This is a genomic window from Streptomyces sp. NBC_01433 (genome assembly GCF_026340105.1).
In the GTDB taxonomy this organism is placed as follows: Bacteria; Actinomycetota; Actinomycetes; order Streptomycetales; family Streptomycetaceae; genus Streptomyces.
This window is the reverse complement of the sequence record NZ_JAPEPM010000001.1, coordinates 4446601-4471864: the sequence shown is the minus strand read 5'-3', so window position 1 is coordinate 4471864 and position 25264 is coordinate 4446601. Positions and strand designations below refer to the sequence as shown.

General features: G+C 71.6%; 24 protein-coding genes and 1 other RNA gene. 10 read left to right on the top strand and 15 right to left on the bottom strand.

Annotated features, from left to right (window positions below; genetic code table 11):
- Positions 1-27: 27 nt before the first annotated feature.
- Together OG413_RS20130 and OG413_RS20125 are read right to left on the bottom strand one after the other, a co-directional pair.
- Positions 28-417 (bottom strand): hypothetical protein, encoded by a 390-nt coding sequence (locus OG413_RS20130; RefSeq protein ID WP_266807400.1) that lies wholly within the window; start codon positions 415-417, stop codon positions 28-30.
- A complete protein-coding gene (locus tag OG413_RS20125; RefSeq protein ID WP_266807398.1) occupies positions 401-1069 on the bottom strand; it encodes an RNA polymerase sigma factor in 669 nt (222 codons plus the stop codon). Before OG413_RS20125 ends, OG413_RS20130 begins: the two co-directional genes overlap by 17 nt.
- A gap of 241 nt (positions 1070-1310) precedes the next feature.
- Between OG413_RS20125 and OG413_RS20120 the strand changes: the two genes are divergently transcribed.
- Entirely contained in the window at positions 1311-1547 is a 237-nt protein-coding gene (locus tag OG413_RS20120; protein WP_266807396.1) for a hypothetical protein, read from the top strand.
- A 508-nt stretch (positions 1548-2055) separates the two neighbouring features.
- Positions 2056-3294, top strand: a complete 1239-nt coding sequence (locus tag OG413_RS20115; RefSeq protein WP_266807394.1) for a tyrosine-type recombinase/integrase — start codon at positions 2056-2058, stop codon at positions 3292-3294.
- 530 nt (positions 3295-3824) lie between these two features.
- On the opposite strand, the gene rnpB is transcribed toward OG413_RS20115, so the two are convergent.
- The 3 genes from rnpB to OG413_RS20100 form a co-directional block, all read right to left on the bottom strand.
- Positions 3825-4225: RNase P RNA component class A (gene rnpB / locus OG413_RS20110), an RNA gene on the bottom strand.
- 128 nt (positions 4226-4353) lie between these two features.
- The gene (locus tag OG413_RS20105; protein WP_266807392.1) at positions 4354-4884 is read right to left on the bottom strand and encodes a TetR/AcrR family transcriptional regulator; all 531 of its coding nucleotides are present in this window, start codon (positions 4882-4884) and stop codon (positions 4354-4356) included.
- Entirely contained in the window at positions 4877-5188 is a 312-nt protein-coding gene (locus tag OG413_RS20100) for a DUF4260 domain-containing protein (protein ID WP_266807390.1), read from the bottom strand. The genes OG413_RS20105 and OG413_RS20100 overlap by 8 nt, the downstream gene beginning before the upstream one ends.
- A gap of 74 nt (positions 5189-5262) precedes the next feature.
- Between OG413_RS20100 and OG413_RS20095 the strand changes: the two genes are divergently transcribed.
- Both OG413_RS20095 and OG413_RS20090 read left to right on the top strand, forming a co-directional pair.
- On the top strand, positions 5263-5997 hold the full coding sequence (locus OG413_RS20095; RefSeq protein ID WP_266807388.1) for a MerR family transcriptional regulator: 735 nt from the start codon (positions 5263-5265) through the stop codon (positions 5995-5997).
- Complete coding sequence (locus tag OG413_RS20090; protein WP_266807386.1) at positions 5994-6851, top strand: hypothetical protein; 858 nt, start codon at positions 5994-5996, stop codon at positions 6849-6851. The genes OG413_RS20095 and OG413_RS20090 overlap by 4 nt, the downstream gene beginning before the upstream one ends.
- Here OG413_RS20090 and OG413_RS20085 read toward each other — a convergent pair.
- Entirely contained in the window at positions 6802-8244 is a 1443-nt protein-coding gene (locus tag OG413_RS20085) for an RNB domain-containing ribonuclease (protein ID WP_266807384.1), read from the bottom strand. The genes OG413_RS20090 and OG413_RS20085 overlap by 50 nt on opposite strands.
- A 189-nt stretch (positions 8245-8433) precedes the next feature.
- Between OG413_RS20085 and yaaA the strand changes: the two genes are divergently transcribed.
- Together yaaA and eda are read left to right on the top strand one after the other, a co-directional pair.
- Entirely contained in the window at positions 8434-9234 is an 801-nt protein-coding gene (gene yaaA, locus OG413_RS20080; RefSeq protein ID WP_266807382.1) for a peroxide stress protein YaaA, read from the top strand.
- A gap of 90 nt (positions 9235-9324) precedes the next feature.
- Complete coding sequence (gene eda / locus OG413_RS20075) at positions 9325-9981, top strand: bifunctional 4-hydroxy-2-oxoglutarate aldolase/2-dehydro-3-deoxy-phosphogluconate aldolase (RefSeq protein ID WP_266807380.1); 657 nt, start codon at positions 9325-9327, stop codon at positions 9979-9981.
- Positions 9982-10105: 124 nt separating this feature from the next.
- Here the strand turns inward: eda and OG413_RS20070 are convergent, their stop codons facing one another.
- From OG413_RS20070 to OG413_RS20055, 4 genes are all read right to left on the bottom strand, one after another.
- Positions 10106-11461, bottom strand: coding sequence for a bifunctional RNase H/acid phosphatase (locus OG413_RS20070; protein WP_266807378.1), 1356 nt, complete (start codon positions 11459-11461; stop codon positions 10106-10108).
- The gene (locus tag OG413_RS20065; protein WP_266810263.1) at positions 11461-12204 is read right to left on the bottom strand and encodes a zinc ribbon domain-containing protein; all 744 of its coding nucleotides are present in this window, start codon (positions 12202-12204) and stop codon (positions 11461-11463) included. Before OG413_RS20065 ends, OG413_RS20070 begins: the two co-directional genes overlap by 1 nt.
- Entirely contained in the window at positions 12201-13037 is an 837-nt protein-coding gene (locus OG413_RS20060; RefSeq protein WP_266807376.1) for a Nif3-like dinuclear metal center hexameric protein, read from the bottom strand. Before OG413_RS20060 ends, OG413_RS20065 begins: the two co-directional genes overlap by 4 nt.
- A 135-nt stretch (positions 13038-13172) precedes the next feature.
- Positions 13173-14216: an ABC transporter substrate-binding protein gene (locus tag OG413_RS20055; RefSeq protein WP_266807374.1), complete on the bottom strand. Its 1044-nt coding sequence runs from the start codon at positions 14214-14216 to the stop codon at positions 13173-13175.
- 197 nt (positions 14217-14413) lie between these two features.
- Here OG413_RS20055 and OG413_RS20050 point away from each other — a divergent pair, with 197 nt between their 5' ends.
- On the top strand, positions 14414-15772 hold the full coding sequence (locus OG413_RS20050) for a hypothetical protein (protein ID WP_266807372.1): 1359 nt from the start codon (positions 14414-14416) through the stop codon (positions 15770-15772).
- A 386-nt stretch (positions 15773-16158) separates the two neighbouring features.
- Here the strand turns inward: OG413_RS20050 and OG413_RS20045 are convergent, their stop codons facing one another.
- The 3 genes from OG413_RS20045 to OG413_RS20035 all read right to left on the bottom strand — a co-directional run bounded on the left by OG413_RS20045 (position 16159) and on the right by OG413_RS20035 (position 19134).
- On the bottom strand, positions 16159-17100 hold the full coding sequence (locus OG413_RS20045) for a 3-oxoacyl-ACP reductase (protein WP_266807370.1): 942 nt from the start codon (positions 17098-17100) through the stop codon (positions 16159-16161).
- Between the two features lie 73 nt (positions 17101-17173).
- On the bottom strand, positions 17174-18250 hold the full coding sequence (locus tag OG413_RS20040) for a Zn-dependent alcohol dehydrogenase (RefSeq protein ID WP_266807368.1): 1077 nt from the start codon (positions 18248-18250) through the stop codon (positions 17174-17176).
- A gap of 29 nt (positions 18251-18279) precedes the next feature.
- Positions 18280-19134: a MaoC/PaaZ C-terminal domain-containing protein gene (locus tag OG413_RS20035; protein WP_266807367.1), complete on the bottom strand. Its 855-nt coding sequence runs from the start codon at positions 19132-19134 to the stop codon at positions 18280-18282.
- Positions 19135-19418: 284 nt separating this feature from the next.
- Between OG413_RS20035 and OG413_RS20030 the strand changes: the two genes are divergently transcribed.
- From OG413_RS20030 to OG413_RS20020, 3 genes are read left to right on the top strand one after another with little or no spacing between them, the layout of a single operon-like run.
- Complete coding sequence (locus OG413_RS20030) at positions 19419-20408, top strand: ABC transporter ATP-binding protein (RefSeq protein WP_266807365.1); 990 nt, start codon at positions 19419-19421, stop codon at positions 20406-20408.
- Entirely contained in the window at positions 20408-21130 is a 723-nt protein-coding gene (locus tag OG413_RS20025) for an ABC transporter permease (protein ID WP_266807363.1), read from the top strand. The genes OG413_RS20030 and OG413_RS20025 overlap by 1 nt, the downstream gene beginning before the upstream one ends.
- A gap of 11 nt (positions 21131-21141) precedes the next feature.
- Entirely contained in the window at positions 21142-22422 is a 1281-nt protein-coding gene (locus OG413_RS20020; protein ID WP_266807361.1) for a sensor histidine kinase, read from the top strand.
- A 14-nt stretch (positions 22423-22436) separates the two neighbouring features.
- On the opposite strand, the gene OG413_RS20015 is transcribed toward OG413_RS20020, so the two are convergent.
- Both OG413_RS20015 and OG413_RS20010 read right to left on the bottom strand, forming a co-directional pair.
- Positions 22437-23885 (bottom strand): MFS transporter, encoded by a 1449-nt coding sequence (locus OG413_RS20015; protein WP_266807360.1) that lies wholly within the window; start codon positions 23883-23885, stop codon positions 22437-22439.
- Positions 23886-24061: 176 nt separating this feature from the next.
- Positions 24062-25258 (bottom strand): lipid-transfer protein, encoded by a 1197-nt coding sequence (locus tag OG413_RS20010; RefSeq protein ID WP_266810262.1) that lies wholly within the window; start codon positions 25256-25258, stop codon positions 24062-24064.
- Positions 25259-25264 lie beyond the last annotated feature (6 nt).

Genomic DNA, 25264 nt, shown 5'->3' with positions numbered 1-25264 from the left:
AGGTCAGGCCGCCTCGTATGGCGCTGCTCACTTCAGCCGGTCCTTATCTTCACTGCTCTGGAGGATGCGCGCGATGCGGGCCGCTGTCTTCTCAGCTCGCTCGGGGGTGATGGTCTCGATGTCAGTGAGGACCAGTGAGCCGCCGCCGGGTAGCTCGACTTCTTCGCGGTGGATCTCCGTGTCGTCCAAGCCGTCGCCCGTCCCAGCGTCCTCGCGGGCCTCCTGGGGGTTCTGCATACGCTCATACTCGCGGAGCATCGCCTCCTTGGCGGACTGCACCCGTGCCGGGCTCCGCCGGGATCCGGGCCGCAGGGTGCCCGCAGCGGCCAGCAACAGGCGGGTTTCCTCATCGTGAGGGGTGGGTCCGCCGTCCAGCGCCCGCTCCAGGCGCTCACTCTGGTCAGCGCGTCGCGGCATGCGCCTTCACCTCTCGTGTCTCAACCCGTGTACCGACAACTCTGTCCCTGTCTACCGCTGCCGTCAGCAGCTCTTCGATCAACTGGGACGACGACTCGCCGGCAGGCATGACCTCGGCGAGCTTGCGCAGTGACCGCACCGTCAACGTACGGACGGCGCCGTCCGTCTTTCCCATGATCTCAGCCGCACGCCCTGGACTCTCCCCGTCGAAGAATCGCAGGACCAAGACCTGCTGCTGTTCGGGCCGCAGTTTGTGCAGCTGAGCTTCGACCGCTTGAGCCAGTGCGCGCCTTTCGGCGTACTCCTCTGTGCTCTGGCCGACGCGCGGCCGGTCGACCTCCAGGTGATCGGCGTACAGCACCTCGGAAGGGCGCCGCTGCACGGATCGTAGGTAGTCGAGCGCGGTGTTCTTCGTGATCGTGCGGAGCCAGGCTTTCAAGCTCGTACCTGGCCGGTACTTGCCGACGTTCTGGGAGACTTTCAGCCAGACCTCTTGGCTCAGGTCCTCAGCGACATGCCCGTCCCGGATGTAGTACCGCGTCCAGTTGTAAACGGTGTCGTTGAGTTCGTCATACAACGCTGCGAGGGCGGCGTGTCCATCTTGCCCGCCTGCCGCTGCGCGTACGACCAGGCCCTCCACAATATCGCTCACTGCGTGAGATCCCCCCTAGAGCCGGTGCTGTCCTAGTCCCCTACAGCGCCGCCTACGGCCCTTTGACCACCTCTCTAGGCGGAGGGATACATTCCGGTACGACGCTGAGGCAGCATAACCGGCCATTTACGGAATCCGTCGGACGGGTGGGGGAGCCTCACGCCGTCGCCTGTGGTATATCGTTCGCTCAGCGCTGGGAGAGCAACCCGGCGCGCAGACCCGAAGTGGAAGGCCCACGGCCATGCCCCCGCTCGTACACCCCACCGACCGCACGCTGATGCTCCTCCCGCTCGACGAATGGATCTCCGTCGGCGCAGCCGCGACACGCGCCGAACTCGACGAGGACGTCGTCGCCAGCGTCGTGCGGGCAGGCCGACGACGCGGCGTCCTACGCACCCACGGCAAGGGAGCGACCCAACAGATCATGCGCATCTACCCCGGCCCCCGCCGTCCGAGCCCTCACCCGACGCAGCCGTAACGGCCAGAACCCATGGGCCACACGAGACGCCTCGCATCGCCCCGGGTGTAACAAATTCCGACGATCCACGTACTTGTCGGTGCCGGACTGAACTCAACCGGCTCCATCCGGCTGGAACGGTCCGCCGGGGGACACCTACGTGCGAACAGGGAAGCAAATGCCTCGCGGTGGCTCCAATGCATTGCTGAGTTTCGAGACGATTGCCGAGCGGATGGAAGTCCCCAAGCGCACCGTGCTCGACAACTACAGGAACTGGGACATCCCCATCGTGCGCGTAAGCGACCGCATCCTCCGGGTCCGAGAGCGCGATTTCGAAGCTTGGGTTGACGCGCGCACGGAGTAAATCCCGCGCGCCAACGTAGGCACGTTCCCGCGAATTGAGGGCCCGGCGACGACCGTTCCGCCGCCCGATCGTCGGCTTGACCAGCCATGGATGCTCCTACGTACAGTCCAACTTCCCTGGCCAGGGAGTCATCTGAGCTTCGACCGAGATCGCGAAAGGCGTCCCGTGGCACGCAAGCCCACTGTCTACAAGCGGTGCGACTGCCCCGACCAGAACAGGCCCAAGAAGGGCGGATGTAGCCATAGTTGGGCCTACAACCGCACAAGTAACGAGGGCAAGCGCACGCGAGCGACGATTCCCGAGTCCGTCGGCCTAACGCAGGCCCAGGCTCAGGCAGTCCTCGACGGGATGACCCCGGGCGTGGACCCAGAACCCGTGGAGACGAACCTGGCCTTCCGGCAGTGGGCTGCTGACTGGCTCAGCAGACGTCGGGTGAAGGAAACCAGCCTGGAGAAGTACGAGATAGCCATCCGCGTGCACCTCAATCCACGCTGGGGCCGGCAGCGTCTCAGATCAATCAAGAAGGCCCAAGTCGAAGCGTGGGTCCAGGAGATGGAGGACAACGAGAGCGTCGCCAACTCCACGGGAGAGGGTCACTGGAAGGTTTTCCAGATGATCATGAAGGACGCTCAACAGAACGGGAAGATCGCCTCCAACCCGACCTACGAGGTCGACGGCCCCTACGTAGGCGAAACGACGTCGTACGTCTTCAGCCCGGACGAGTGCTGGGCGATCTACGACACGTTCCCTGAGCGCTACCGCTTGATCCCCATGATCGGCTTCGCCTGTGGCGCCCGGCAGGCGGAAGTGTTCGGCGTGTGCGATGACGTCTTCGACTTGAGCCGAAGCGTCCTCACTGTGCGACGGCAGGTCCTCAAGACCAAGGAAACCCGCCACAGACGCCTCCTGGTGGACCGCTTGAAGACGAGCCCCCGCATCAGCACGAAAGAGGTGCCGATGCCTTCCTACCTAGTGGAGGCGATGGTGGAGCACACGGAGCGCTTCCCACCTCGGGTCACGGAGACCGTGCTGTGGGAACACAGGAAGAAGATCGACGACTGTAAGCGCGGCTCGGCACGAGCACTGTTCTGGACGCCGCGCGACAACCTGATGTGCCGCAACTACTTCAACGACGACCTGTGGAAGCCCGTACTGCGGAAGCTGGGCATCAAGGACGAGAAGGGGAACCTACCGACCTTCCACGACCTTCGGCACACCTTCATCAGCACGTGCCTCCAGAACGGGATACCGGAGCACACCGTGGCCGCGTGGGTGGGCGACTCCGTCGACGAGCTTCGGCGCACGTACAGCCACCTCCTGAAAGACCACGCCGACACGCACGGGGCCGTAGCCGCCGGCCTGACGGCGCGGCCGAAGCTGACCCTCGTGAGCAACGCTGCATGACGATCACCACTTCTCCCACTGCCGCTCCCTCGTAGAGGCGACGGCGGACGACGAACCTCAGCGGGGCTGAGGCCGACAACCGGCCTCAGCCCCGCTGCCGCTTTGGGCCCCCATAGCCGCGCCGCGCCGTCTCGGGACCGCCGGCATCGGCACTCGTCGGTGGGGCTCAGGCAGCTGAGCCGGGCTGCCACTGGTTGGTTGGGGCCTCTGCCTAGCGGAGCAGAGCTATCTGAGAGGTACAGACTGGAAGCGGCTTGACGGCGTGCTCGCCCCCGGCCGGTAGGTCACCCAAACGGCCCAGGACAGAGGCTGTCTACCCAGCCCCGACCGCGCCGCCGCTCATCTCCGGCCTCACTTCTCATGGCTACTTTCATGGCTACGTACGTAGCCACACGGACCCGTTTCAGCCGGTACGTACCGGGGTGTGCAGCGGCCACCGTCTAGACATACAAAAGGGCCTCTGACCAAGGAAACTCCCTGGTCAGAGGCCCTATGCACGGCCCCCCGCCCCCTTGCGGGGACGAGGGCGAGAGACGAGTCGACCTGTACGCCGGGTTCTGTCACCCGGTCGCCTCGCGGCGGCCGGGGAGACGGCCATCCATCTAGGACCGGCATTGCTGCCGGTCTCGTGCGGTCTACCCGCAAACTCGGGCGAGCAGCCCTCGAACGTTCGCGCAGGCCGTCTTGCGACGGCCCCTCTTGACCTTGCTCCGGGTGGGGTTTACCTAGCCGCCTGAGTCACCTCAGGCGCTGGTGGTCTCTTACACCACCGTTTCACCCTTACCCGGGACCGAGGTCCCGGGCGGTCTGTTTTCTGTGGCACTGTCCCGCGGGTCACCCCGGGTGGCCGTTAGCCACCACCCTGCCCTGTGGAGCCCGGACGTTCCTCGGGAGAATCCGAAGATCCCCACGCGGCCGTCCGCCCGGCTCGTCTGCCGTGGTGACCATGCTACCGGGCCGGACGGACGGGTCGGACGGCAGACGGGTCGGACGACGGACGCCCGGACGGAGACCGCTCGGAAATCACTGGAAATCGCTCGGAGGCCGCTCGGAGATCACTCAGGCGAAGGCCGCGATGCCGGTGGTCCAGGCCGCCGCGAGGTCGGCCCCCGACGGAAAGCGGCCGTTGAGTTCCAGGACGACCATGCCGTGCGCGAAGGCCCAGGCCGCCCTGGCCCGGCTCTCGTCACCGCCGACGGCCCGCAGGAGCGGGGCCGCCGCGGCGGCCTCCGCCCCCGTGGCGATGGCGGCGCGGTCCGGTCGGCGGCCGGTGGCGAGGAGATAGAGGTGGGGGTGGGCCAGGGCGTAGGTCCGGTACGCGTCGGCGAGTACCGGAAAGGAGCCGGGCGTCGCCTTCTCCGCGGCCTCCAGGACGTCGGCCGTCTCCTGGAGCATCTCGCCCGCCAGAGCGGTCACCACACAGGACTTGTCGGGGAAGTGCTTGTACAGGGAAGGCGCCTTGATCCCCACCCGGTCGGCCAGCCGCCGCATCGTGAGGGCTTCGGGGCCCTCCTCCTCCAGGAGCGCACGGGCGGCGGCGATGATCTGCCGGGGTCGGCCGATCGCGGGTCCGGTGGCGAGGTCAGTCACGCGGTAAGCCTTCCTTGGTACGCAGTCCGTAGCCGAAGGCGCGATCGTACGAGATATGAGCGGGCCGACCGCACCGGGCCGCCGGAATCGGCGCCCGCCGGGTCAGCGGCACGAAGGGGTACGCCACCAGCGGCGCGAGCGGGATCAGGGGCCGGTGCACGGTGTTGCCGTACGGCACGGCGCGGGCCTGGAGCTGACCGCGGGAGTCGCCGCGGGCGTCACCGGCGAGCATCGTCAGATCGGAGGCGATGAAGACGGCCGACGGGAAGATGCCTGCGGTCCCGCCGCGGTTGACGACCGGCACACATGGCTAACATCGTTAGCCCGCCACGTCCGGGCGCTTGACCTTGCCGCAGCGTCGGGGTTTCTACTGGCCCCATGCGCATCGGAGAGTTCGCCGCGCTCGTCGGAGTCACCTCCCGGGCCGTCCGGCACTACCACCACATCGGCCTGCTGCCGGAGCCCGCACGCCGGGCCAACGGCTACCGCGCCTACAGCGTCCGTGACGCCGTACGGCTGGCCAGGATCCGTCGGCTCACCGAGCTGGGGCTCGCTCTGGACGAGGTGCGCGACGTCCTCGCCGACGACGCCGGACGCGAACTCTCCGAGGTACTCGGCGAACTGGACGCCGAGCCGGCCCGTCAGGAACGCGCGATCCAGGAGCGCCGCCACCGGCTGGCGGCACTCCTCGACGGGCCCCCCGGCGAGCACGCCTCGCTCGCGCTCGCCGGGTTCCTCGGCGACGCGTCCCCCGTTGGCTCCCCCGCCGCCGCCAGGGACCGTGAACACCTCGCCCTGCTGGACGCGGCAGGCGTTGGGGACGAGGTGTACGCGGCACTTCGGCCGCTCACCGGGGACCCTGCCGTCCTCGCGTTGTACGAGCGGCTGGACGAGTTGACGGAGGCCGCCCCGGACGATCCCCGGATCGCCCCGTTGGCCGCGGGTCTGGCCGCCGCCGTACCGGACGAAGTGCTGGCAGCGGTCCCCTGCGAGGGGCCGGTCGCGCCCGGATTCGGCCAGGCACTCCTGGCCGCATACCCGCCCGCGCGGGCCGAGGTGGTGCGCCGGGTGATGACGGCACTGGTGGCCAGCGCGAACGGACGGACGCCATGAACCCGCGGGCCGCCGGGACCGCCGCCTGTGCAGCGCTTCCGGCCGAGCTGGCTCTTCTGGTCTGCTGGGTGGCCGGGGTCCGCTTACCGCTCCCGCTCCTCCTCGCGGGCGAGGTTCTGATGCTCACCGCGCTCACCCTGGAGTTCTGTGTCCTGTACCGGCTCTACGCCGCCGCGCGCCGGACGGGTTCCGGTCGCCGGGACGCCCTGCGCGACGCGCTCCGCGCCGCCGTGCCCGTCGTCGTACGTCGCCTCCTCGCCCATGAGGTCCGGGCCCTGCACAGTCTCGGTATGTGGGTCCTGCGGCGCCGCCACCAGGTGCCCGAAGGCGCACTCGCCGTCCGGTACACCGGGCCGCAGACGGCGACGCTGTGCGGGCTGGCCCTCGTCTCCCTGGTCGAGACCGCACTGTTGGCCCTGGTGATCCCCTGGCCCCTCGTGCACGCCGTCCTGCTCGTCCTGGGCGTCTACGGCGTGCTGCTGGTCCTCGGCCTCCACGCGGCCTGCGTGACCCGGCCGCACGTGGTGGACCCCGACGGGTCGCTGCGCGTGCGCTACGGAGGGCTGTTCGACCTCCGGGTTCCCGCCGCCACGGTCGCCGCCGCTCGGATCGAGCGACGCCACTGCGAAGGCCGACCGGTCCAACTGCACCCGGACGGAGCGCTCGACATCGGGGTCGGCGGTCAGACGACGGTGACGGTGGAGCTGACGCAACCCACGGGGTTCGTGCGGCCGCTCGGTGGGCGGGGCCTCGTCCGCACGCTCCGCTTCCACGCCGACGACCCGCGTACCGCGGTCGCCGCCCTCACGCGGGGGCGAACAGGACCTTCGCCGAGCCCGGGTCCGCCTGGGTGAGCCGGACGCGCAGGCGTTCCCCCAGCGGGAGGCTTGCGGTGCCGCCCTCGATGCGGGCCACGATCGCCGGGTCGTCGATGTGGACGGTGCCGACGGCCGGTTCGTGGTCCTTCACGTCGATGACGTACGCCTCGAAGATCTGGCCGATCCGGTCCTTGAGCAGCGCCGCCTCGACCAGGTCGACGCAGCCGCGTTCCACGGTGTTGGCGCGGCGCGTGCCGTCGGCCATCTCCTTCGGGAGGGCGGGGAGTGCCTCCCGTACCCAGTCCGGCGGCTCGTGTCCCTCGACCGCCGCCAGGCAGAGTTCGGCCGCGTACCGGTCGACGAGCCGGCGCAGGGGCGCGGTGCAGTGGGTGTAGAGCTCGGCGACGGCGGCGTGGACGGCGGGCGTGGGCAGTTCGCCGTGCTCGAAGACCGAGTATCCGGCGCCACGCAGCAGCGTGGTGCACTCCTGGAGGAACGCGGCGTGGTTGCCCTTCCTCGGGTCGAGGGAGCGGACGACCTCGGCGTACGGAACGTGATGCGGCCAGTCGATGCGCAGCGCCTGGGCGGACAGCCGCAGCCGGGCCACGGCACCGTCCGGGGCGACCGGCAGCGTGCGGAGGATGCCGGTGCCCGCCTCGGTCATGAGCCGGGCGGCGGCCATGCCGGTGAGCAGGGAGATCTGGGCGTTCCAGCCGTCGGCGGGCAGCGGAACGCGGTACTTGAGGCCGTAGCTTCCCGCGTGCTCGACGATCTCCTGCTCGGGCACATTGAGCGAGATGCCGCCGCGTGCGATCTCCCGCTCCTCGCGCAGCCGCCCGATGTCCTTGAGCAGGGCGAGGGGTTCCTCGGCCGTGCCCCGGTCGATCTGTCGCTGGGCTTCCTCGTAGTCGAGCTTGACCCGGCTGCGTACGAGAGCCCGGCGCACCTCCGTGCCGACGGCGCGCCCCTCCGTGTCGAGGTCGATCCGCCAGAGCACGGCGGGGCGGGTCTCCCCCGGCAGGAGGCTCGCGGCGCCCTCCGAGAGCGGCGTGGGGTGCAACGGCACCTTGCCGTCGGGGAAGTAGAGCGTCGTCACCCGGCGGTGGGCCTCGGCATCCAGCGCGCCGCCGGGCCGGACGAACGCGGCGACGTCCGCGATGGCGTAGTGCACCCGGAAGCCGTGCTTGCGGCGTTCCAGGTACATCGCCTGGTCGAGGTCGGCGGACGTGGGCGGGTCGATCGTGAGGAACGGCAGGTCCGTCGCGTCCTCGTGCGCCGACACATCCGGGTCCTTCGCCACCCGCCCGGCCTCGGCCAGCACATCGGCGGGGAACTTCCCGGGGACGCCGAGCTCGGTGCGCAGGGCACGCAGAGCGGTCCCCAGCGCGGTGTCGGCCGCTCCGGTCATATGGAGATGGCGGCGGGGCATGGACCGAGCGTATGGCGGGGCGGGACAACCGGCATCCCGGAGGTACGGCGGAGCCCGCGGCCGGAGGTTCCCGAGGCGCGAGGGCGGTCGTCGTTCCGTGTCCCCGTGGGCGTGGCCGCGCCCCGTACCCTTGCCGAGGGCCCTGCGCGCAGGCCGGGGTCCTCTGCTTGCGTACGAAGGAGAACCGCCGTGCTCGTGCTGTTGCCGCCCTCCGAAGGAAAGGCCGCCTCGGGGCGCGGAGCACCCCTGAAGCCGGAGTCCCTGTCGCTGCCGGGCCTGGCCGACGCGCGGGCGGCGGTCCTCGACGAGCTGGTCGAGCTGTGCCTGGCGGACGAGGAGAAGGCCCGTGAGGTGCTCGGGCTGAGCGAGGGGCTGCGGGGCGAGATCGCGAAGAACGTGGAGCTGCGTACGGCCGGCACCCGTCCGGCCGGGCAGGTCTACACGGGCGTGCTGTACGACGCGCTCGACCTGGCGTCGCTGGACGCGGCGGCCCGGCGGCGGGCCGGAAAGTCGCTGCTGGTCTTCTCCGGGCTGTGGGGCGCGGTGCGGGTGGGCGACCGGATTCCCTCGTACCGCTGCTCGATGGGAGTGAAGCTGCCGGGCCTCGGCGCTCTCGGCGGGTTCTGGCGCGCTCCGATGGACGCGGTCATGCCGGAGGCCGCCGGGGACGGGCTCGTCCTGGATCTGCGGTCGTCCGCGTACACCGCCGCGTGGAAGCCGAAGGGCGAGGTAGCCGCGCGCACGGCGAGCGTGCGGGTGCTCCACTCCCAGCTGGTGAACGGGGTCGAGAAGCGGTCCGTGGTCAGCCACTTCAACAAGGCGACCAAGGGCCGTATCGTCCGCGACCTGCTCGTGGCGGGCGCGCGGCCGAAGGGCCCGGCCCAACTGGTGGAGGTGCTGCGGGATCTCGGGTACGTCGTCGAGGCCGCGGCCCCCGCTCGGGCCGGGCAGGCGTGGGCGCTCGACGTCGTGGTGACGGAGATTCACTGACCGCCCCCAGGACCATGCCATGAGAACCATGTCGTTGCATCATGCGCAACGCTCGTTGCATAGAACGCTGGGTGCGCGCAGGATGACCCCATGACCTCCTCCGCGCCCTCCGCCGCCCCCGCCGCCCCGTCCGCCTCCGTGCTGGACCTCGCACCTGTCGTGCCCGTCGTCGTCCTCGACGACGCCGCCGACGCGGTGCCGCTGGCGCGGGCCCTGGTCGCGGGCGGGCTCCCGGCCATCGAGGTGACGCTGCGGACGGCCGCCGCGCTCGACGCGATCCGGGCCATCGCCGCGGAGGTCCCGGGGGCGGTCGTGGGCGCGGGCACGGTGATCTCCGCGCGCAACGTGACCGACACGGTCGCCGCCGGGGCCCGCTTCCTGGTCAGCCCGGGGTGGACGGACGCGCTGCTGGACGCGATGAAGGCGTCGGGGCTGCCGTTCCTGCCGGGCGTCTCCACGACCTCCGAGGTCGTCGCACTGCTGGAGCGCGGGGTCACGGAGATGAAGTTCTTCCCGGCCGAGGCGGCGGGCGGCACGGCCTATCTGAAGGCCCTGTCCGCACCGCTCCCCCAGGCCCGCTTCTGCCCCACCGGCGGGATCTCCCTCGCCTCCGCCCCCACCTATCTGGCCCTGCCCAACGTCGGCTGCGTGGGCGGCAGTTGGATGGTCCCCGGCGACGCGGTGGCGGCGAAGGACTGGGCCCGGGTGGAGCGGCTGGCGGCCGAGGCGGCGGCCCTGCGCGGCTGAGGACGCAACCCCGTACGGCTGAGCGCGGCGGCGCCGCGCGGCTGAGCGCCCAGGCGGCGCTGCACCCGGGCGACGCTGCGCGGCTGAGGCCGCGGCCCTCGCGGCTGAACGCCGGGGACAGCCCTCAGCGCAGGTGCGAGGTGTCGTTGAGCAGGCGTACGGACGCGTTGCCGTCCCCGTAGTAGGCCACCGTCGAGATCGACGCCGCCGAGAGCTCCATGCGGAACATGGACCGCGGCGGGGCCTCCAGGGCCAGCCTGATCAGGGTCTTGATCGGGGTGACATGGGTGACGGCGAGCACCGTACGGCCCGCGTAGCGGGCGATCAGGCCGTCGCGCGCGGCCGCGACCCGCTCGGCGACCTCGACGAAGCTCTCGCCACCGCCGGTCGGGGCCGCTTCCGGCGAGGTCAGCCAGGTGGTGAGGTCCTCGCCGTGGCGCTCACGTACCTCGGCGAACGTCAGACCCTCCCAGGCGCCGAAGTCCGTCTCGCGCAGACCGTCCTCGACCCGGACCTCCAGGCCGAGGCGGGCGGCGACCGCCGCGGCGGTCTCGCGGCAGCGGCGCAGGGGTGAGCTGACGATCTCCTGGATCGTGCCCCGTGCGGCGAAGTGCTCGGCGGCACGGGCAGCCTGGTCCCGGCCGGTGGCGGAGAGCTCGGGGTCGGTGCCGCCGCTGCCGGAGAACCGCTTCTCGGGGGTGAGGGCGGTCTCACCGTGCCGCAGCAGGACGAACGTGGCGGGCTCGCCCAGGTCGGGGGCGACGCCCCAGCCGACCTGCGGCGTGGCGGCGGGGTCCCGTGCGGAGGCCGTGGCCGCCGGGAGTTGAGCTGCCCCGTTGCGGGCCGCCGCTGCCGGGGGCTGTGCCGCCCCGTTGCGGACCGTGGCCGCCGGGGCCTGGGCGCGGGCCCCGGCCAGGGCCGCGCGGGCCTTCGCCGCACCGGCCGCCGCGTCGCCGGGCGGGCCCGACGCCGCGGGCAGGTCGAGCGGGTCACGGGAACGGGGGGTGTCCAGGTCCGCCGTCGAGGACGACGGCTCCCACCGCTCGCCCCGTCTGCCCGCGTCCATCGCCTCGTTGGCGAGCCGGTCCGCGTGCTTGTTCCGCGCGCGCGGGATCCACTCGTACGTGACGGAGGAGGCCGGAAGGATCCCGGCGGCCCGCGCCGCGAGCGGCTTCATGTCGGGGTGCTTGATCTTCCAGCGCCCCGACATCTGCTCGACCACCAGCTTGGAGTCCATCCGGACCGCCACCTGGACGGAGCCGTCCGGCGCGTCCGGGAACAGCGCCTTCGCTGCCTCCAGACCGGCGATCAGGCCCCGGTACTCGGCGACGTTGTTCGTCGCGACGCCGATGTACTCGGCGGCCTCGGCGAGCGTCTCGCCGGTCACCGGGTCGATGACGACGGCACCGTAACCGGCGGGCCCCGGGTTGCCCCGGGAACCGCCGTCGGCCTCCATGACAAGCCGGCGGACAGCGGTCATTACAGGCCCGACTCCGAGGTGCGCACCAGGATGCGGTGGCAGTTCTCGCAGCGCAGCACCGTGTCGGGCGACGCGGCCTTCACGTCGTTGACCTCGGTGATGTTCAGTTCGAGACGGCAGCCCTCGCAGCGGCGCTGGTAGAGCCGGGCGGCGCCGACCCCGCCCTGCTGGGCGCGGAGCTTGTCGTACAGCTTCAGCAGGTCGGCGGGGATGATCTCGGCGACGACCTCGCGGTCCTTGGCGATACCGGCCGCCTCGTCGTCCAGCTCCTTCGTCGCGGCGTCCCGGCGGGCGGTCGCGTCGTCGACCTTGGCCTGGACGGCCGAGACCCGCGCGGTCAGCTCGGTGACCCGCTCCTGGGCGGACTCGCGGCGCTCCATGATTTCGAGCACGACGTCCTCCAGGTCGCCCTGGCGCTTGGCCAGCGAGGTGAGCTCCCGCTGGAGGCTCTCCAGGTCCTTGGGCGAGGACACCGCGCCGGAGTCCAGCCGCTGCTGGTCGCGGACGGCGCGCTGGCGCACCTGGTCCACGTCCTGCTCCGCCTTGGTCTGCTCGCGGGTGGTGTCGCTCTCCTCGGTCTGGGAGGCGACCAGCAGGTCACGCAGCTGGGCGAGGTCGCTGCTGAGCGACTCGATCTCGGCGTGCTCGGGCAGCGACCTGCTCTTGTGGGCGAGCTGGGAGAGACGTACGTCGAGGGCCTGGACGTCGAGAAGTCGGATCTGGTCGGCGGGCGCGGCGTTCAGTTGGGGGCTCCAGAGGAATGGTGGGTGGTCCAGGGGTCGGTGACCTGCTTCGAGACATGGACCCGCAGGTCCCATCCGTGGCGGTCGGAAATCGCGTCGAGCTGCGCGGCGGCCTGCTCGCACCAGGGCCATTCGGTGGCCCAGTGCGCGGCGTCGACCAGGCCGAGCGGTGAGTGCTGGACGGCCTCGGAGGCCGGGTGGTGGCGCAGGTCGGCGGTCAGGTAGGCGTCGACGCCCGCGGCGCGGACCGCGTCGAAGAGGCTGTCGCCGGAGCCGCCGCTGACCGCGACGGTGCGGACGAGCGCCTCCGGGTCGCCGGCCAGCCGGATGCCCTGCGCGGTGGCGGGCAGCCGGGCGGCGGCGCGGGCGGCGAAGGCGCCGAGGGTCTCGGGGTGGTCGAGTTCACAGATCCGGCCGAGCCCGCGGCGGCCCTCGGGGTCGGCCGGGTCCGGTACGAGGGGGCCCGTGACGCGCAGGTCGAGGGCGCCGGCCAGGGCGTCGGAGACGCCGGGGTCGGCGGTGTCCGCGTTGGTGTGCGCGACGTGCAGCGCGATGTCGTGCTTGATGAGGGTGTGCACGACCCGGCCCTTGAAGGTATCGGCGGCGACCGTCGTCGTACCCCGCAGATAGAGCGGGTGATGGGTGACGATCAGCTGGGCGCCGAGGGTCAGGGCCTCGTCGGCGATCTCCCGCACCGGGTCGACGGCGAACAGCACCCGGTCGACCTCCGCCGCCGGATCGCCGCAGACCGTTCCGACCGCGTCCCATCCCTCGGCCCGCTCGGGGGGCCAGAGGGCGTCGAGTGCGGCGATGACTTCAGACAGACGGGGCACGGGGGAAAGGCTACCTGTCCCCCGTGCCCCGGCGTCCATGGCCGCCGGACCTGTGCACCAGGACCGGCGACCGGACACGCGTCGTTACGTCACGTCGTTACGTCACGTCGTTACGTCACATCGCTCCGCGGCCGGTTACTTGACGAGGTCGGCGCGCAGGTCGTCGAGGACCAGGTTCGCCGAGGTGACGCCGAGGCCGAGGTACCAGGTCTCGTCGGAGACGTCCTTGGCCTGTCCGGCCTTGACCGCCTTGAGGTTCTTCCACAGCGGGTTGGACTGGGCGGTGTCGCGCTTGGTGGCCTTCACGTCCCCGTACACACCGGTGAAGATCCAGTCCGCGTCCGCCTCGTCGATCTTCTCCGGGCTGATCTCCGCGGCGAGGTCGTCGATCTGCTGGTTCTTGGGCCGCGGCAGGCCGGTGTCCTCAAGGATCGTGCCGATGAAGGACGCCTTGGCGTACAGCCGGATCTTGTCCGGCAGGTAGCGGACCATGGAGATGGTCGGCTTGTTCGGGCCGATGTCCGTGCCGAGCTTCTTGGCCTTCGCCTCGTAGGCGGCCAGCTCGGTCTTCGCCTGCGCGGTCCGGTCCAGCGCCTCGGCGTTGAGGAGGTAGTTCTCCTTCCAGGTGAAGCCCGGACGGATGGAGAACACGGTCGGCGCGATCTTGGACAACTCGTCGTACTTGTCCGCGGCGCGCAGCTGGCTGCCGAGGATCAGGTCCGGCTTGAGGCCCGCGATGGCCTCAAGGTTGAGGTTGTTGATCGTGCCGACGTTCTTGGGGCTGCCCGCGTCCTTCTTCAGGTACGACGGGATGGCCGCGTCGCCCTCGGAGGGGGCGAAACCGACCGGCTTCACACCGAGCGAGACCACGTTGTCGAACTCGCCGACGTCCAGGACGACGACGCGCTTCGGGGCGGACTTGAGCTCCGTCTTGCCCATGGCGTGGGTGAGGGTACGGGGGAACTCTCCGGCCTTGGCGTCCGTCCCGTACTCCGCCGTCTTCTTCGCCGCGTCGCCGAAGTCCTTGCCGCCGGTGGCGACGGCCGCCTTCTTGTCGCCACCGGCGTCGGTCTTGGCCGAGTCGCTCGAACCGGCGTCGCCGCTCCCGCAGGCGGAGAGGGAGAGGGCGGCGGCCACTGCCAGGCCGACTGCGGCGGTGCCGCGGCGTCGAAGGGACATCACTTGCTCCAGTTGTGGGTCATACAGGTGCTGCTTAGGGATGCCTAACCTTAGCCACGGCCACCTCCCGAAGCACAACCACCCCCTCTTTCTCAGGCGAATCCGGGCATCGCCACCCTTATGTGTGAAGTGCGCGGTCTGGTGTTGTTCGGCAGGAAGTGCGAAAACTACCTTCGGTTGCCGGAGGTGACGAGTCCATGACTGCCTGTGCCATCGAAGGCGAGACCGCCGGGGCCGCCGCGACGGTGGAACCTGTACCCGAGGAGTCCGGAGAGCCGGAAGAACCCGGTGCGCCGACGGCGGCGCTCGGTGAACCGGAAACGCGCGACGCGTACGAGGGGCTCGGCGCGTGCGACGGGCTCGGTGGGTACGACGGGCTCGGCGCGTCCGACGCCTTCGGTGCGGCCGACGCGTCCGGCGCCTTCGTCCTCACCGCCGACGCCTCGTACGCCGCCCGGCTCACCGCCGCACCGGGGCACCCCGCCGAGCGCGCCTGGTACCCCGAGCGCTGGACGCTCGACGGGCCCGAGCCCTACGCGGTGCCCCTCCCGCTCGACCAGCCCGAGGAGCCGGACTCCCAGGTGGTGCCGCTCGCCGACGGGCGGGTGCTGATCCGGCGGCGGGTGGCGGACCTCCAGGCGTTCTCGCTGCTCTACCCGACCGGGCCCGGAACCGGCGAACTCCCGCTGGGAGCCGTCGAATGCGCGGATCTCACGCTGCTGCCGCCCTCGCCCGACGGCCGGAGCGTGTACGCCCTGGCTGCCGGTGAGCGCTCCACCGCCCTCTGGCTGGTGGCGGGCGGCGCCTTCGGGCCGGAGAGGATCACGGATGTGCCGGGCCACTGCTCCGGCGGGGTCTGGCTGGACCGGGCGGGCCGGATGCTCGCCCTGGACCGGCAGCCGCCGGACGGCGGGCCGGTGAAGGCGGTCGCCCTGGACCTGGGACGGGGCGGTGAGGTGACGCCGCTGCTCCAGATCACGCCGGACAGCGACGACCGGCTGCTGCTCGCCGACACGGACAGCGGGCTGCTGCTGCTCCGGTCGGACGCGCCGGGGCACGACCGGCTCGGCTGGGGTGTGCTCGGCAGCTGCCTGCCCGTCCGGTTCCCGGAGTGCCTGCGTCCGGCGGATGTCGCGGTGACCCCGTTCGCCGTTCAGCCGGGGCAGATGCTGATGCCGGAGAGCTGCGCCGTGGGGCTGCGGATCGATGGGGCGGCGGGCAGCTGGGTGGGGGTCTGGCGCCCGGCGGGCCGTCGGCTGCACCAGTTCGCCGCACCGCGGGGCTGGCTGGCCGGGGCGGGGTTCTGGAGCCGGGACGGCATGCTGCACCTGCCCTGCGCGGAGCCCGGGACCCGGTGCGCCGTGGCGTTGCTGGAGGCTCCGTCGGACGAGGAGCCGTGCCTCGCGCCTACGGACCCGGCGGCCGGGAACGGGGCGGGACCCGGAACCGGGGACCCGACCGGAACGCAACCATCCGCGGCGATTGCCGGTCCTGTGATGTGCAGGCCGGTTCCCCTGGGGCAGGCGCCTCTCAAGGGGCGTACCGCATCGGTCTAAACTCGCAGCCTGGGCTACGCAGCCGCACCGGGCGGGTGCCGACGGTGACCGTGTCGGTGGCGGGGGCGGGGCTTGTGACAACAAGTAAGTGCGATCACAACGGGGTGACTTCCCACATGTCTGAAGCCCGAACAGACACGACCCAGACGCGTCCGCCGGGGGCGGACTCGGACCGGGACGAAACCGGCGGCTCCGGAAAGCACCGAGGGGGTACGTCGATGGAGAACACGGCCGCGCAGCCGCACGGCCGCCACCGCCGTCCCTCCGAAGGGGGGAGCAGAGCGGCCTGAGGCCGCGCTGCGCGACAAGCCGCGAGCGACGAGAGATGTGCGGGGCCCGTACCGGCCGTCCGGCCGGTGCGGGCCCCGTTCGTCGTCCGGGCCCGCCTATCCCCGCTTGAGACCCAGTACCTCGGCCGCCGCGAACGTCTCGTTCGGGGGGCGGTCCTCGTAGTACGGGGTGATCAGCCCGTCCAGCTCGTCGAAGGTGAACGTCTCCTTCGCCGCGTCGAACTTCGCCGCCACCTTCGGGCGCTCGACGATCGCGACCATGCCGCCGTGGACCACGAGCAGCTGCCCGTTGACCTTGGCGGCCGCCGGGGAGGCCAGATAGCCGACGAGCGGCGAGACATGCTCGGGCGCCAGGGCGTCGAGCGTGCCGTCGGCCGGTTCCTGGAAGCCCGCGAAGACGTCCTCGGTCATCCGCGTACGGGCGCGCGGGCAGATGGCGTTGGCGGTGACGCCGTACTTCGCCAGGGCCAGGGCCGTGGAGGTGGTGAGGCCGACGATGCCGCCCTTGGCCGCCGCGTAGTTCGGCTGCCCGGCCGAGCCCGCGAGGAACGCCTCCGACGAGGTGTTGACGATCCGCCCGTAGACGGGGCCGCCGGACTCCTTGGAGCGGGTGCGCCAGTGGGCGGCGGCGAAGTGCGTGGTGTTGAAGTGGCCCTTGAGGTGGACCCGGACGACCGAGTCCCATTCGTCCTCGGTCATCGAGAAGATCATCCGGTCGCGCAGGATGCCCGCGTTGTTGACCAGGACGTCGAGCTTCCCGTAGGTGGACACGGCCAGGTCCACCAGGGCGCGGGCCTGTTCGTGGTCGGAGACGTCGCCGAGGTGGGCGACCGCACGGCCGCCCGCCGCCCGGATCTCGGCGGCGACCTCCTCGGCGGGGGCCGCCGAGGCCTCGCCGGAGCCGTCGCGGCCCGGCTGTCCGTAGTCGTTGACGACGACGGCCGCGCCGAGCCGGGCCAGCTCCAGGGCTTCGGCGCGTCCGAGGCCCCGGCCCGCGCCGGTGACGATGGCGGAGAGTCCGTCCAGGGGTAGTGACATCGCGGTCCTCAAGGTCGTTGAGTGGCTCGATAAGGTCGTTGAGTGGCTCGACCGGTGGGAGCGGGGGCGGACGTCAGAGTTCGACGCAGGTACGCAGCGACTCGCCGGTCCTCATCTGGTCCAGGGCGTCGTTGATCCCTTCCAGCCGCACCCGGTGAGTGATCATCGAGGCGAGGTCGATCCGGCCCGCCCGCCAGAGCGCGATGGCCCGCTCGTAGGAGCGCAGCACGTCCCCGCCCCCGTACATGGAGGGCAGAATCCGCTTCTCGTCGAAGAACAGCTCGAACATGTTGACCTGGAAGTTGTCGTCCATCGCTCCGGCGCCGACGACGCAGAGCGTGCCGCCGCGCCGGGTGGTCTCGTACGCCGTGCGGGCGGTGGCGGACTTGCCCACGACCTCGAAGACGTAGTCGAAGCCCTCGCCGCCGGTGATCCGCTGTTTGGCGTCGGCGAGTTCGTCCGGGGACACCGCCTCGGTCGCGCCGAAGTTCAGCGCGGCCTCGCGCCGGGAGGCGACCGGGTCGACGGCGACGATCTGGGCGGCGCCCTGGACCCGCGCGCCCTGGATCGTGGAGATGCCGACGCCGCCGCAGCCGATCACGGCGACCGAGGAACCGGCCTCCACCCGGGCGGTGTTGATGGCGGCGCCGAGGCCGGTGGTGACCCCGCAGCCGATCAGCGCGGCGATCTCGTAGGGCACGTCGTCGGGGATCGGCACCGCGCAGCCCGCGCCGACGACGACCTCCTCGGTGAAGGTGCCGGTGCCCGCGAAGCCGAAGACATCGCCGCCGGGGCGCTTGAAGTTGGGGGTGCCCGCGTTCATGAAGCCGGCCAGACAGAGCTGGGTCTGGCCGCGCCGGCACGACGGGCAGGCGCCGCAGGCGGGCAGCCAGCAGACCAGGACCCGGTCCCCCTGACTCAGCCCGGTGACACCGTCGCCGACGTCGAGGACCTCGCCCGCGCCCTCGTGGCCGGGGATGAACGGAGCGGGCTGCGGGAGGACGCCGCTCATCGCGGAGACGTCGGAGTGACACAGTCCGGTGGCCCGGATGCGGAGCTTGACCTTGCCGGGGCCGAAGCCCACCGCCTCGACGTCGTCGAGGACTTCCAGTTTGTCCTGGCCTATCTCGTGCAGTACGGCTGCGCGCATGGTGCGGCTCCCCTCAAATCATGGCGTTTTCAGGAGTGTTCGATGAGCGTGTCCACGAGCACCGGCGCGTCGTCCCGTTCGACGGCGCTCACCGCGACCTGGATCCGGCCGTCCCCGGCCCACATCCGGATGCGGAGGGTCTCGCCGGGGAAGACCACTCCGGCGAAGCGGGTGCTGTACGCGCCGATGCGGGTCACATCGCCGTCGAGCAGCGTGTCGGTGACGGCTTTGAGCGTCATGCCGTAGGTGCACAGCCCATGCAGGATGGGCCGGTCGAAGCCGGCCAGCTCGGCGAACGCGGGGTCGGCGTGCAGCGGGTTCCAGTCCCCGGAGAGCCGGTAGAGCAGCGCCTGGTCCTCGCGGATCGCCCGCTCCGCCGTGCGGTCGGGGGCCCGGTCCGGCGGGGTCGGCCGGGCGGAGGGCCCGCGTTCACCGCCGAAGCCGCCCTCGCCGCGGACGAAGATCTGGGAGTCGTTGGTCCACAGCGGGCCGTCGTCGTCGGATGCCTCGGTACGCAGCACGAGGACGGCCGCCTTGCCCTTGTCGTACACCGCGGCGACCTTCGAGGTCTGTACGGCGCGTCCGCGCACCGGGATGGGCCGGTGCACCCGTACGGTCTGGCCGCCGTGCAGGACGGCGGCCAGGTCCACATCGACGCCGGGCGAGGAGAGGCCGCCGGTCATGCCGGTGCCCGCCCCCGCGACGGTGGCGAAGCTGGGCAGTACCTGGAGCCGGGACTCCAGGGTGTAGCGCAGCTCATCGGGGTCGGTGGCGGGGCTGCCCGCGCCGAGGCCGAGATGGTAGAGCTGGATGTCCTTGTGGTCCCAGCCGATCTCGGCTCGGCGGGGTTCGGCGGCGACGGCCGCTACGGCATCAATGGGCATGGGAAAGCTGCTCCTTGATGGTGGGAAGACCTCGGCGCGACCGTCCGCACCGTCGGCCGCACCGAGGTCGTGCGGGACCGGCAGGCACGCCCGTTCTAGAACGCGTTCTAGCCGATGGCCCATGTATAACGCAGCCTCCGGGCGTTGTGAAGACTGCTGACGCCATGTCAGATACCTTGGCCGCAAAGGCTCCGGGCGCACGTTCGGGCCATGACATTTGTCATCGCGGAGTCCGTACACGGGGCTCTGCCGGACACCCCCCTGTGCTCCGTAGCGTCATGGTCATGAAGCAGACGACGGGGACAGCGGAGCGAGGGCCCGCGGTGGTCTTCACCGGGACGGTCAAGACATTCGGCCGGGCGGAGGCGGCGGTACGCGCCGTCGACGGCATCGATCTGGAGATCGGGCGCGGCGAGACGGTGGCCCTGCTCGGCCGCAACGGGGCGGGCAAGTCGACCACCATCAGCCTGCTGCTCGGCCTGAACGACCCGGACTCCGGGACGGTACGGCTGCTGGGCCGCTCCCCCGACGAGGCGGTACGCGCCGGGCTGGTGGGCGCGATGCTCCAGGACGGGCGGCCCATCCCCCGGGTGACGGTCCGCGAACTGGTCCGGTTCGTCGCCTCCACCTACCCGCACCCGATGCCGGTCGGGGACGCGCTCGCTCTCGCGGGTGTCACCGCATACGCGGACCGGCGCGTCGACAAACTCTCCGGCGGCCAGACCCAGCGCGTCCGCTTCGCCGTCGCGCTGGCGGGCGATCCGGAACTGGTCGTGCTGGACGAGCCGACCGCCGCCCTGGACGTGGAGGCGCGGCGCACGTTCTGGCGGTCGATGCGGTCCTTCGCGGGGCGCGGCAACACCGTCCTGTTCTCCACCCACTATCTGGAGGAGGCCGACGAGAACGCCGACCGGATCGTCGTCATCGACCGGGGCCGGATCGTCGCGGACGGCAGCGGCGACCGGATCAGGGGCGCGGCCGGCGGGAGCCTCGTCTCCTTCGACCTGGCCGGAGCGCCGTCGGACGGCCTTGAGCTGCTGCCCGGTGTCGTCGGTGTCGAGGTGCGCGCGGACCGGGCACTGCTGCGGACGGACGACTCGGACGCGACCGTCGTCGAGCTGGCCCGGATCGGCGCCGTCCGTGGGCTGAGCGTGTCGCGGGCCACGCTGGAGGACGCCTTCCTGGCGCTGACCGCACCGGCCGACTCCCCCTCCCGCCCCGTCGGTTCCGGCTCCGCTTCCCACCCCGCCGCTCGCTCCGAGGAGACCCTGTGATGCTGCTCTACATCGTGCTCGAAATCCGGCGGACCCTGCGCGACAGCGTCTTCCTGATCTTCGGAACAGGGATGCCGGTGATGATGTACCTGCTCTTCACCAATCTGGGCGGCGGCGCCGACTACGGCGACTGGAAGGCCGCCTCCATGGTCGGCATGGCCGCGTACGGAGCACTCGGTTCCGCCATGGCCATCGGCACCGGGATCGCCTCCGACAAGTCCCTCGGCTGGCTCCAGCAGCTGCGGATCACCCCGCTCTCGCCGTCCCGGGCCGTCGCGGGCCGGGCGATCAGCGGTTCGGTGACCGTGCTGCCGACCATCGTGACGGTCCTGCTGGCCGGTGCCCTGGTCAACGGGGTGCGGCTGGCGGCCTGGCAGTGGACCGCGCTGGTGCTGCTGCTGTGGATCGGGGCGCTGCCGTTCACCCTGCTCGGCATCGGCAACGGCTACCGGCTGACCCCGCAGGGCACCGGTGTGGTCAACGTAGCCTGTCTGATGGGCTTCGCGGTCGTCGGCGGACTGTGGTTCCCGCTCGCGGAGTTCCCGGCGTGGCTGCGCTCCATCGGCGAGTACAGCCCCGCCCACGGCTTCGCCGGGCTCGGGCAGGCGGCGATCGCGGGGCACGCGCCGGGCGCCGGGTCGGTCGCGCTGCTCACCGGGTGGCTGCTGCTCTTCGGCGGATACGCGGTGCTCTCGTACCGTCGGTCCGCGAGAACCGTGTGACGGGAGCGAACATGTCCAAGGCCGGTACCGAGTTCGTGAAGGCCCGAGCCGGGCGATGGCGGGAGGCCCGCGCGAAGCGGCGTGCGTGCCGGCGCCCCGGACCGCCGGGACCGTACACGCTGCTGCCCTGGCTGCTGCTGGGGCTCGGCGCGTTCTCCAACCTCTGGCAGGGCGAGACGCCCAACCCGTGGATCGGCGGCCTCGGACTGCTGACCTTCAACTCCCTTTACGTCTCGGTGGTGTTCAGAGGGTTCAATGAACGGACGCGGGAGAGCGCGACCTCGTACCGGCTGCTCGCCGCGATGGCCGCGATCACCTTCGCGCTGGCGATCGGCTACGGCGGCAGCTGGCTGCTGTTCTTCCCGCTGCTGTCGCTGGCCTGCGGCACGATCCTGCGCGGCCGTCGGCTCGCGATCGGCCTGATCACCCTCTCCGGTGCCGCGGTCGTGGTGTCCGTGTGGCGCGGCGACCATGCCTCGGAGCCGTGGACCATCGGGTACGGGACGTTCCTCTCCGGTGCGGTGACGGCCGCGCTCCTCACCCTGTCGGAGACGGTGATGGCGCTGCGTGCCACCCGGCAGGAGCTGGCCCGCGGGGCGGTGGAGCGGGAGCGGCTGCGCTTCTCCCGCGATCTGCACGATCTGCTGGGGCACACGATGTCGGTGATCGTGGTCAAGTCGGAGGCGGCCCGGCGGCTCGCGCCGCACGATCTGGACGCCGCGCTCTCGCAGGTCGCCGACATCGAGTCGGTGGGCAGGCAGGCGCTGACCGAGATCCGGGAGGCGGTGACCGGCTACCGCGAGGGGAGCCTCGCCACCGAGCTGGACCGGGCCAGGTCCGCGCTGACGGCCGCCGGGATCGAACCGGTGGTACGCCGCACGGGTCCGCCGCTCGCGCCGCAGACGGAGGCGCTGCTGGGCTGGGTGGCCCGGGAGGCGGTCACCAACGCCGTACGCCACAGTGGCGCGACGCGCTGCGAGTTCGTCGTCGACTCCACGCCCGAGCGGGTCCGGCTGACCGTCACGGACGACGGCCGCGGCCCGGCCCCGGACGGCAGCGCCCGCACCGCCGGTGCCGCCCGCCCGGTGGGCGGCACCGGGCTGAAGGGGCTCACCGAACGTCTCGCCGTCGCGGGCGGCCGGCTGGAGTCGGGTCCGGGGTCGCGGGGCGGCTTCGTGGTGCGGGCGGAACTCCCGGTGGAGGCGCCCGACGAGGATGCCGGAGCCGAGGATGCCGGGGACGCGGGTGCCGGGGACGGGAATGCCGGGGACGGGAATGCCGGAGGCGAGTAACGGCCGCCTCGGCCTCAGCTCTTCGCGGGCCGGGACCGGGTCCGCTGTCCCGGAAGCCACAGCAGCATCATCAGGACCCCGCCCACCAGCACCGCCGCGGCCGTGCGGAAGGCCAGGGCGTATCCGGCCGTGACCTCGGCCGCGCCCGTGGCACCGCCGGTGCGGGCGGCGGCGACCGTGGAGAGCACCGCGAGGCCGAGCGCACCGCCCATGGTGCGGGAGGTGTTGACCAGCCCGGAGACCAGTCCCGCGTCGCCGGGTGCCGCGCCCGAGGTGGCGAGGGCGGCCAGCGGCGTGGAGGCGAGTCCCGATCCGGCCATCATCAGGATGCCGGGGATGAGGATGCCGGTGACGTACGGGCCGTCGGCGGTCATGGTCGACTGCCAGCCGAAGCCCGCCGCGGTGACCAGCACACCGATCACCGCCAGCCGCTTCGCGCCGATGCGCGCCATGAGGCGGGGGGCGGCCTTCGAGCCGATGACGACGGCCACCGACGTGGGCAGCAGCGCGATCCCGGCCAGCCAGGGCGTGTACCCCAGCACGTTCTGCGCGTACACGGTCATGAAGTACCACATGGCGAAGGTGGCGGACCCGATCAGGAACATCGCCACGTTCGCCGAGGACACCGCCCGTACGCCGAACACCCGCAGCGGCATCAGCGGGGCCGCCGCCCGGGCCTCCGCCAGGACGAAGGCGGCGAGCAGCGACAGCCCGCCGAGCAGGGGGACCAGGGTGGCCGGGGACGTCCACCCCTCCGCCTCGGTCTGCACGATCCCGTACGCGACGGAGGCCAGGCCCGCCGTGACGAGGACGGCGCCCAGCAGGTCGACGCGGCGCCGGTCGCCCGCCCGGCCCTCGGCCAGCCAGAGGGCGGCCCCGACCAGGACGAGGGCGCCGATCGGCACATTGATGAGCAGGACCCAGCGCCAGGAGAGGGCGTCGGTGAGCACCCCGCCGATCAGACCGCCGGCCGCGCCGCCGCCCGCCCCGACCGCCATCCAGGTCCCGATCGCCTTGGTGCGGGCGGGTCCTTCGGGGACGGCTGCGGTGAGGATGGTGAGGGTGGCGGGCGCGAGCACGGCGGCGCCGAGCCCCTGGGCGGCGCGGGCGGCGAGCAGCTGCCAGCCCTCCTGGGCGAGGCCGCCCGCGAGCGACGCGGCGGTGAACAGGCCGAGCCCGATCAGGAACATCCGCTTGCGGCCGTAGATGTCCGCGGCCCGGCCGCCGAGCAGCATGAATCCGGCGAACGCGATCGAGTAGGCGTTGACGACCCACTGGAGTGCGGGGGCGCTCAGCCCCAGGTCGGTCCGCATGGACGGCAGGGCCACATTGACGACCGCCACGTCGAGGATGACCAGGAACTGACCGGTGCAGGCCGCGAGCACGACGGCCCAGGTGCGGGGTCTTATTCGGGTGGGGGTGCGGGTGGGTACGGGTGTGGAGACGTCAGCCATGGAGGTCATGGTCCCAGGCACCCGGCGCTCGGTACATCGGGATGGAGGTCATGGTCCCAGGCACCCGGCGCTCGGTACATCGGGTTTGCCGCTGGTCCGGGCACCGGTGTGCACCGCAGCTCCGGTACACACCGGGGCGCCCGGCACCACGCCCCGGCACCACGCCCCGGCACCACGCCTCGGGGTCAGCGGCGCAGCAGGGTCACCACCGCCGCTCCGCCGAGCCCGATGTTGTGCGCGAGGCCGGTGCGCGCGCCCGGTACCTGGCGGGCCCCGGCCTCGCCCCGCAACTGCCAGGTCAGCTCGGTGGCCTGGGCGATTCCGGTGGCGCCCAGCGGGTGGCCCTTGGAGATCAGCCCGCCGGACGGGTTGACGACCCAGCGGCCGCCGTAGGTGGTGGCACCGGATTCCACGAGCTTTCCGGACTCGCCCTCCTCGCACAGTCCGAGGGCCTCGTAGGTGAGGAGTTCGTTGATGGAGAAGCAGTCGTGCAGCTCGATCACGTCGAGGTCGTCGGCCGAGAGCCCCGAGGCCGCGTAGACCTGCTGCGCGGCCGCCCGCGTCATGGGCGCCCCGACGGCGTCGACGCAGGTGCCGGAGGCGAAGGACGCGCCGGTGTCGGTCGTCATGGCCTGGGCGGCGATCTCCACCGCCCGGTCGCCGAGACCGTGCTGGTCGACGAAGCGCTCCGAGACGACGACGGCGGCGGCCGAGCCGTCGGAGGTGGGTGAGCACTGGAGCTTGGTCAGCGGCCGGTGGACGGTCCGGGCGGCGAGGATCTCCTCGACCGTGTAGGGGTCCTGGAACTGGGCGTACGGGTTGTTCACCGAGTGCCGGTGGTTCTTGGCGCCGACCGCCGCGAGCTGCGCCGCCGTCGTCCCGTACCGCTCCATGTGCTCGCGGGCCGCGTTGCCGAAGATCTGGGCGGTGGGCGGCGACATCTCGAAGCCGTGGGCGGCGGCCATGATCCCGTAGTGCCGGGCGACGGGCGAGGTCTTGAAGTCCGCCGCGCCGCCGTCCGCGCCGCCGCCCCCGAGGGAGCCGCGCGCCATCTTCTCGAAGCCGAGGGCGAGTACGCAGTCGCTGATCCCGCCCGCGACGAACTGCCGGGCCATCATGAGCGCCGTCGAGCCGGTGGCGCAGTTGTTGTTGACGTTGTAGACGGGGACGCCGGTCAGTCCGAGTTCGTAGACGGCCCGCTGTCCGGCCGTGGAGGGCTGGAAGCAGTAGCCGACGGGCACCTGTTCGACCTGGTCGTACCGGATTCCGGCGTCGTCCAGTGCCTTGGTGCCCGCTTCCTTCGCCATGTCCCAGTACTGCCAGTCGCGGGTCTCGGGCTTCTCGAACTTCGTCATCCCGACGCCGACGATGTACGCCTTCATCATGTG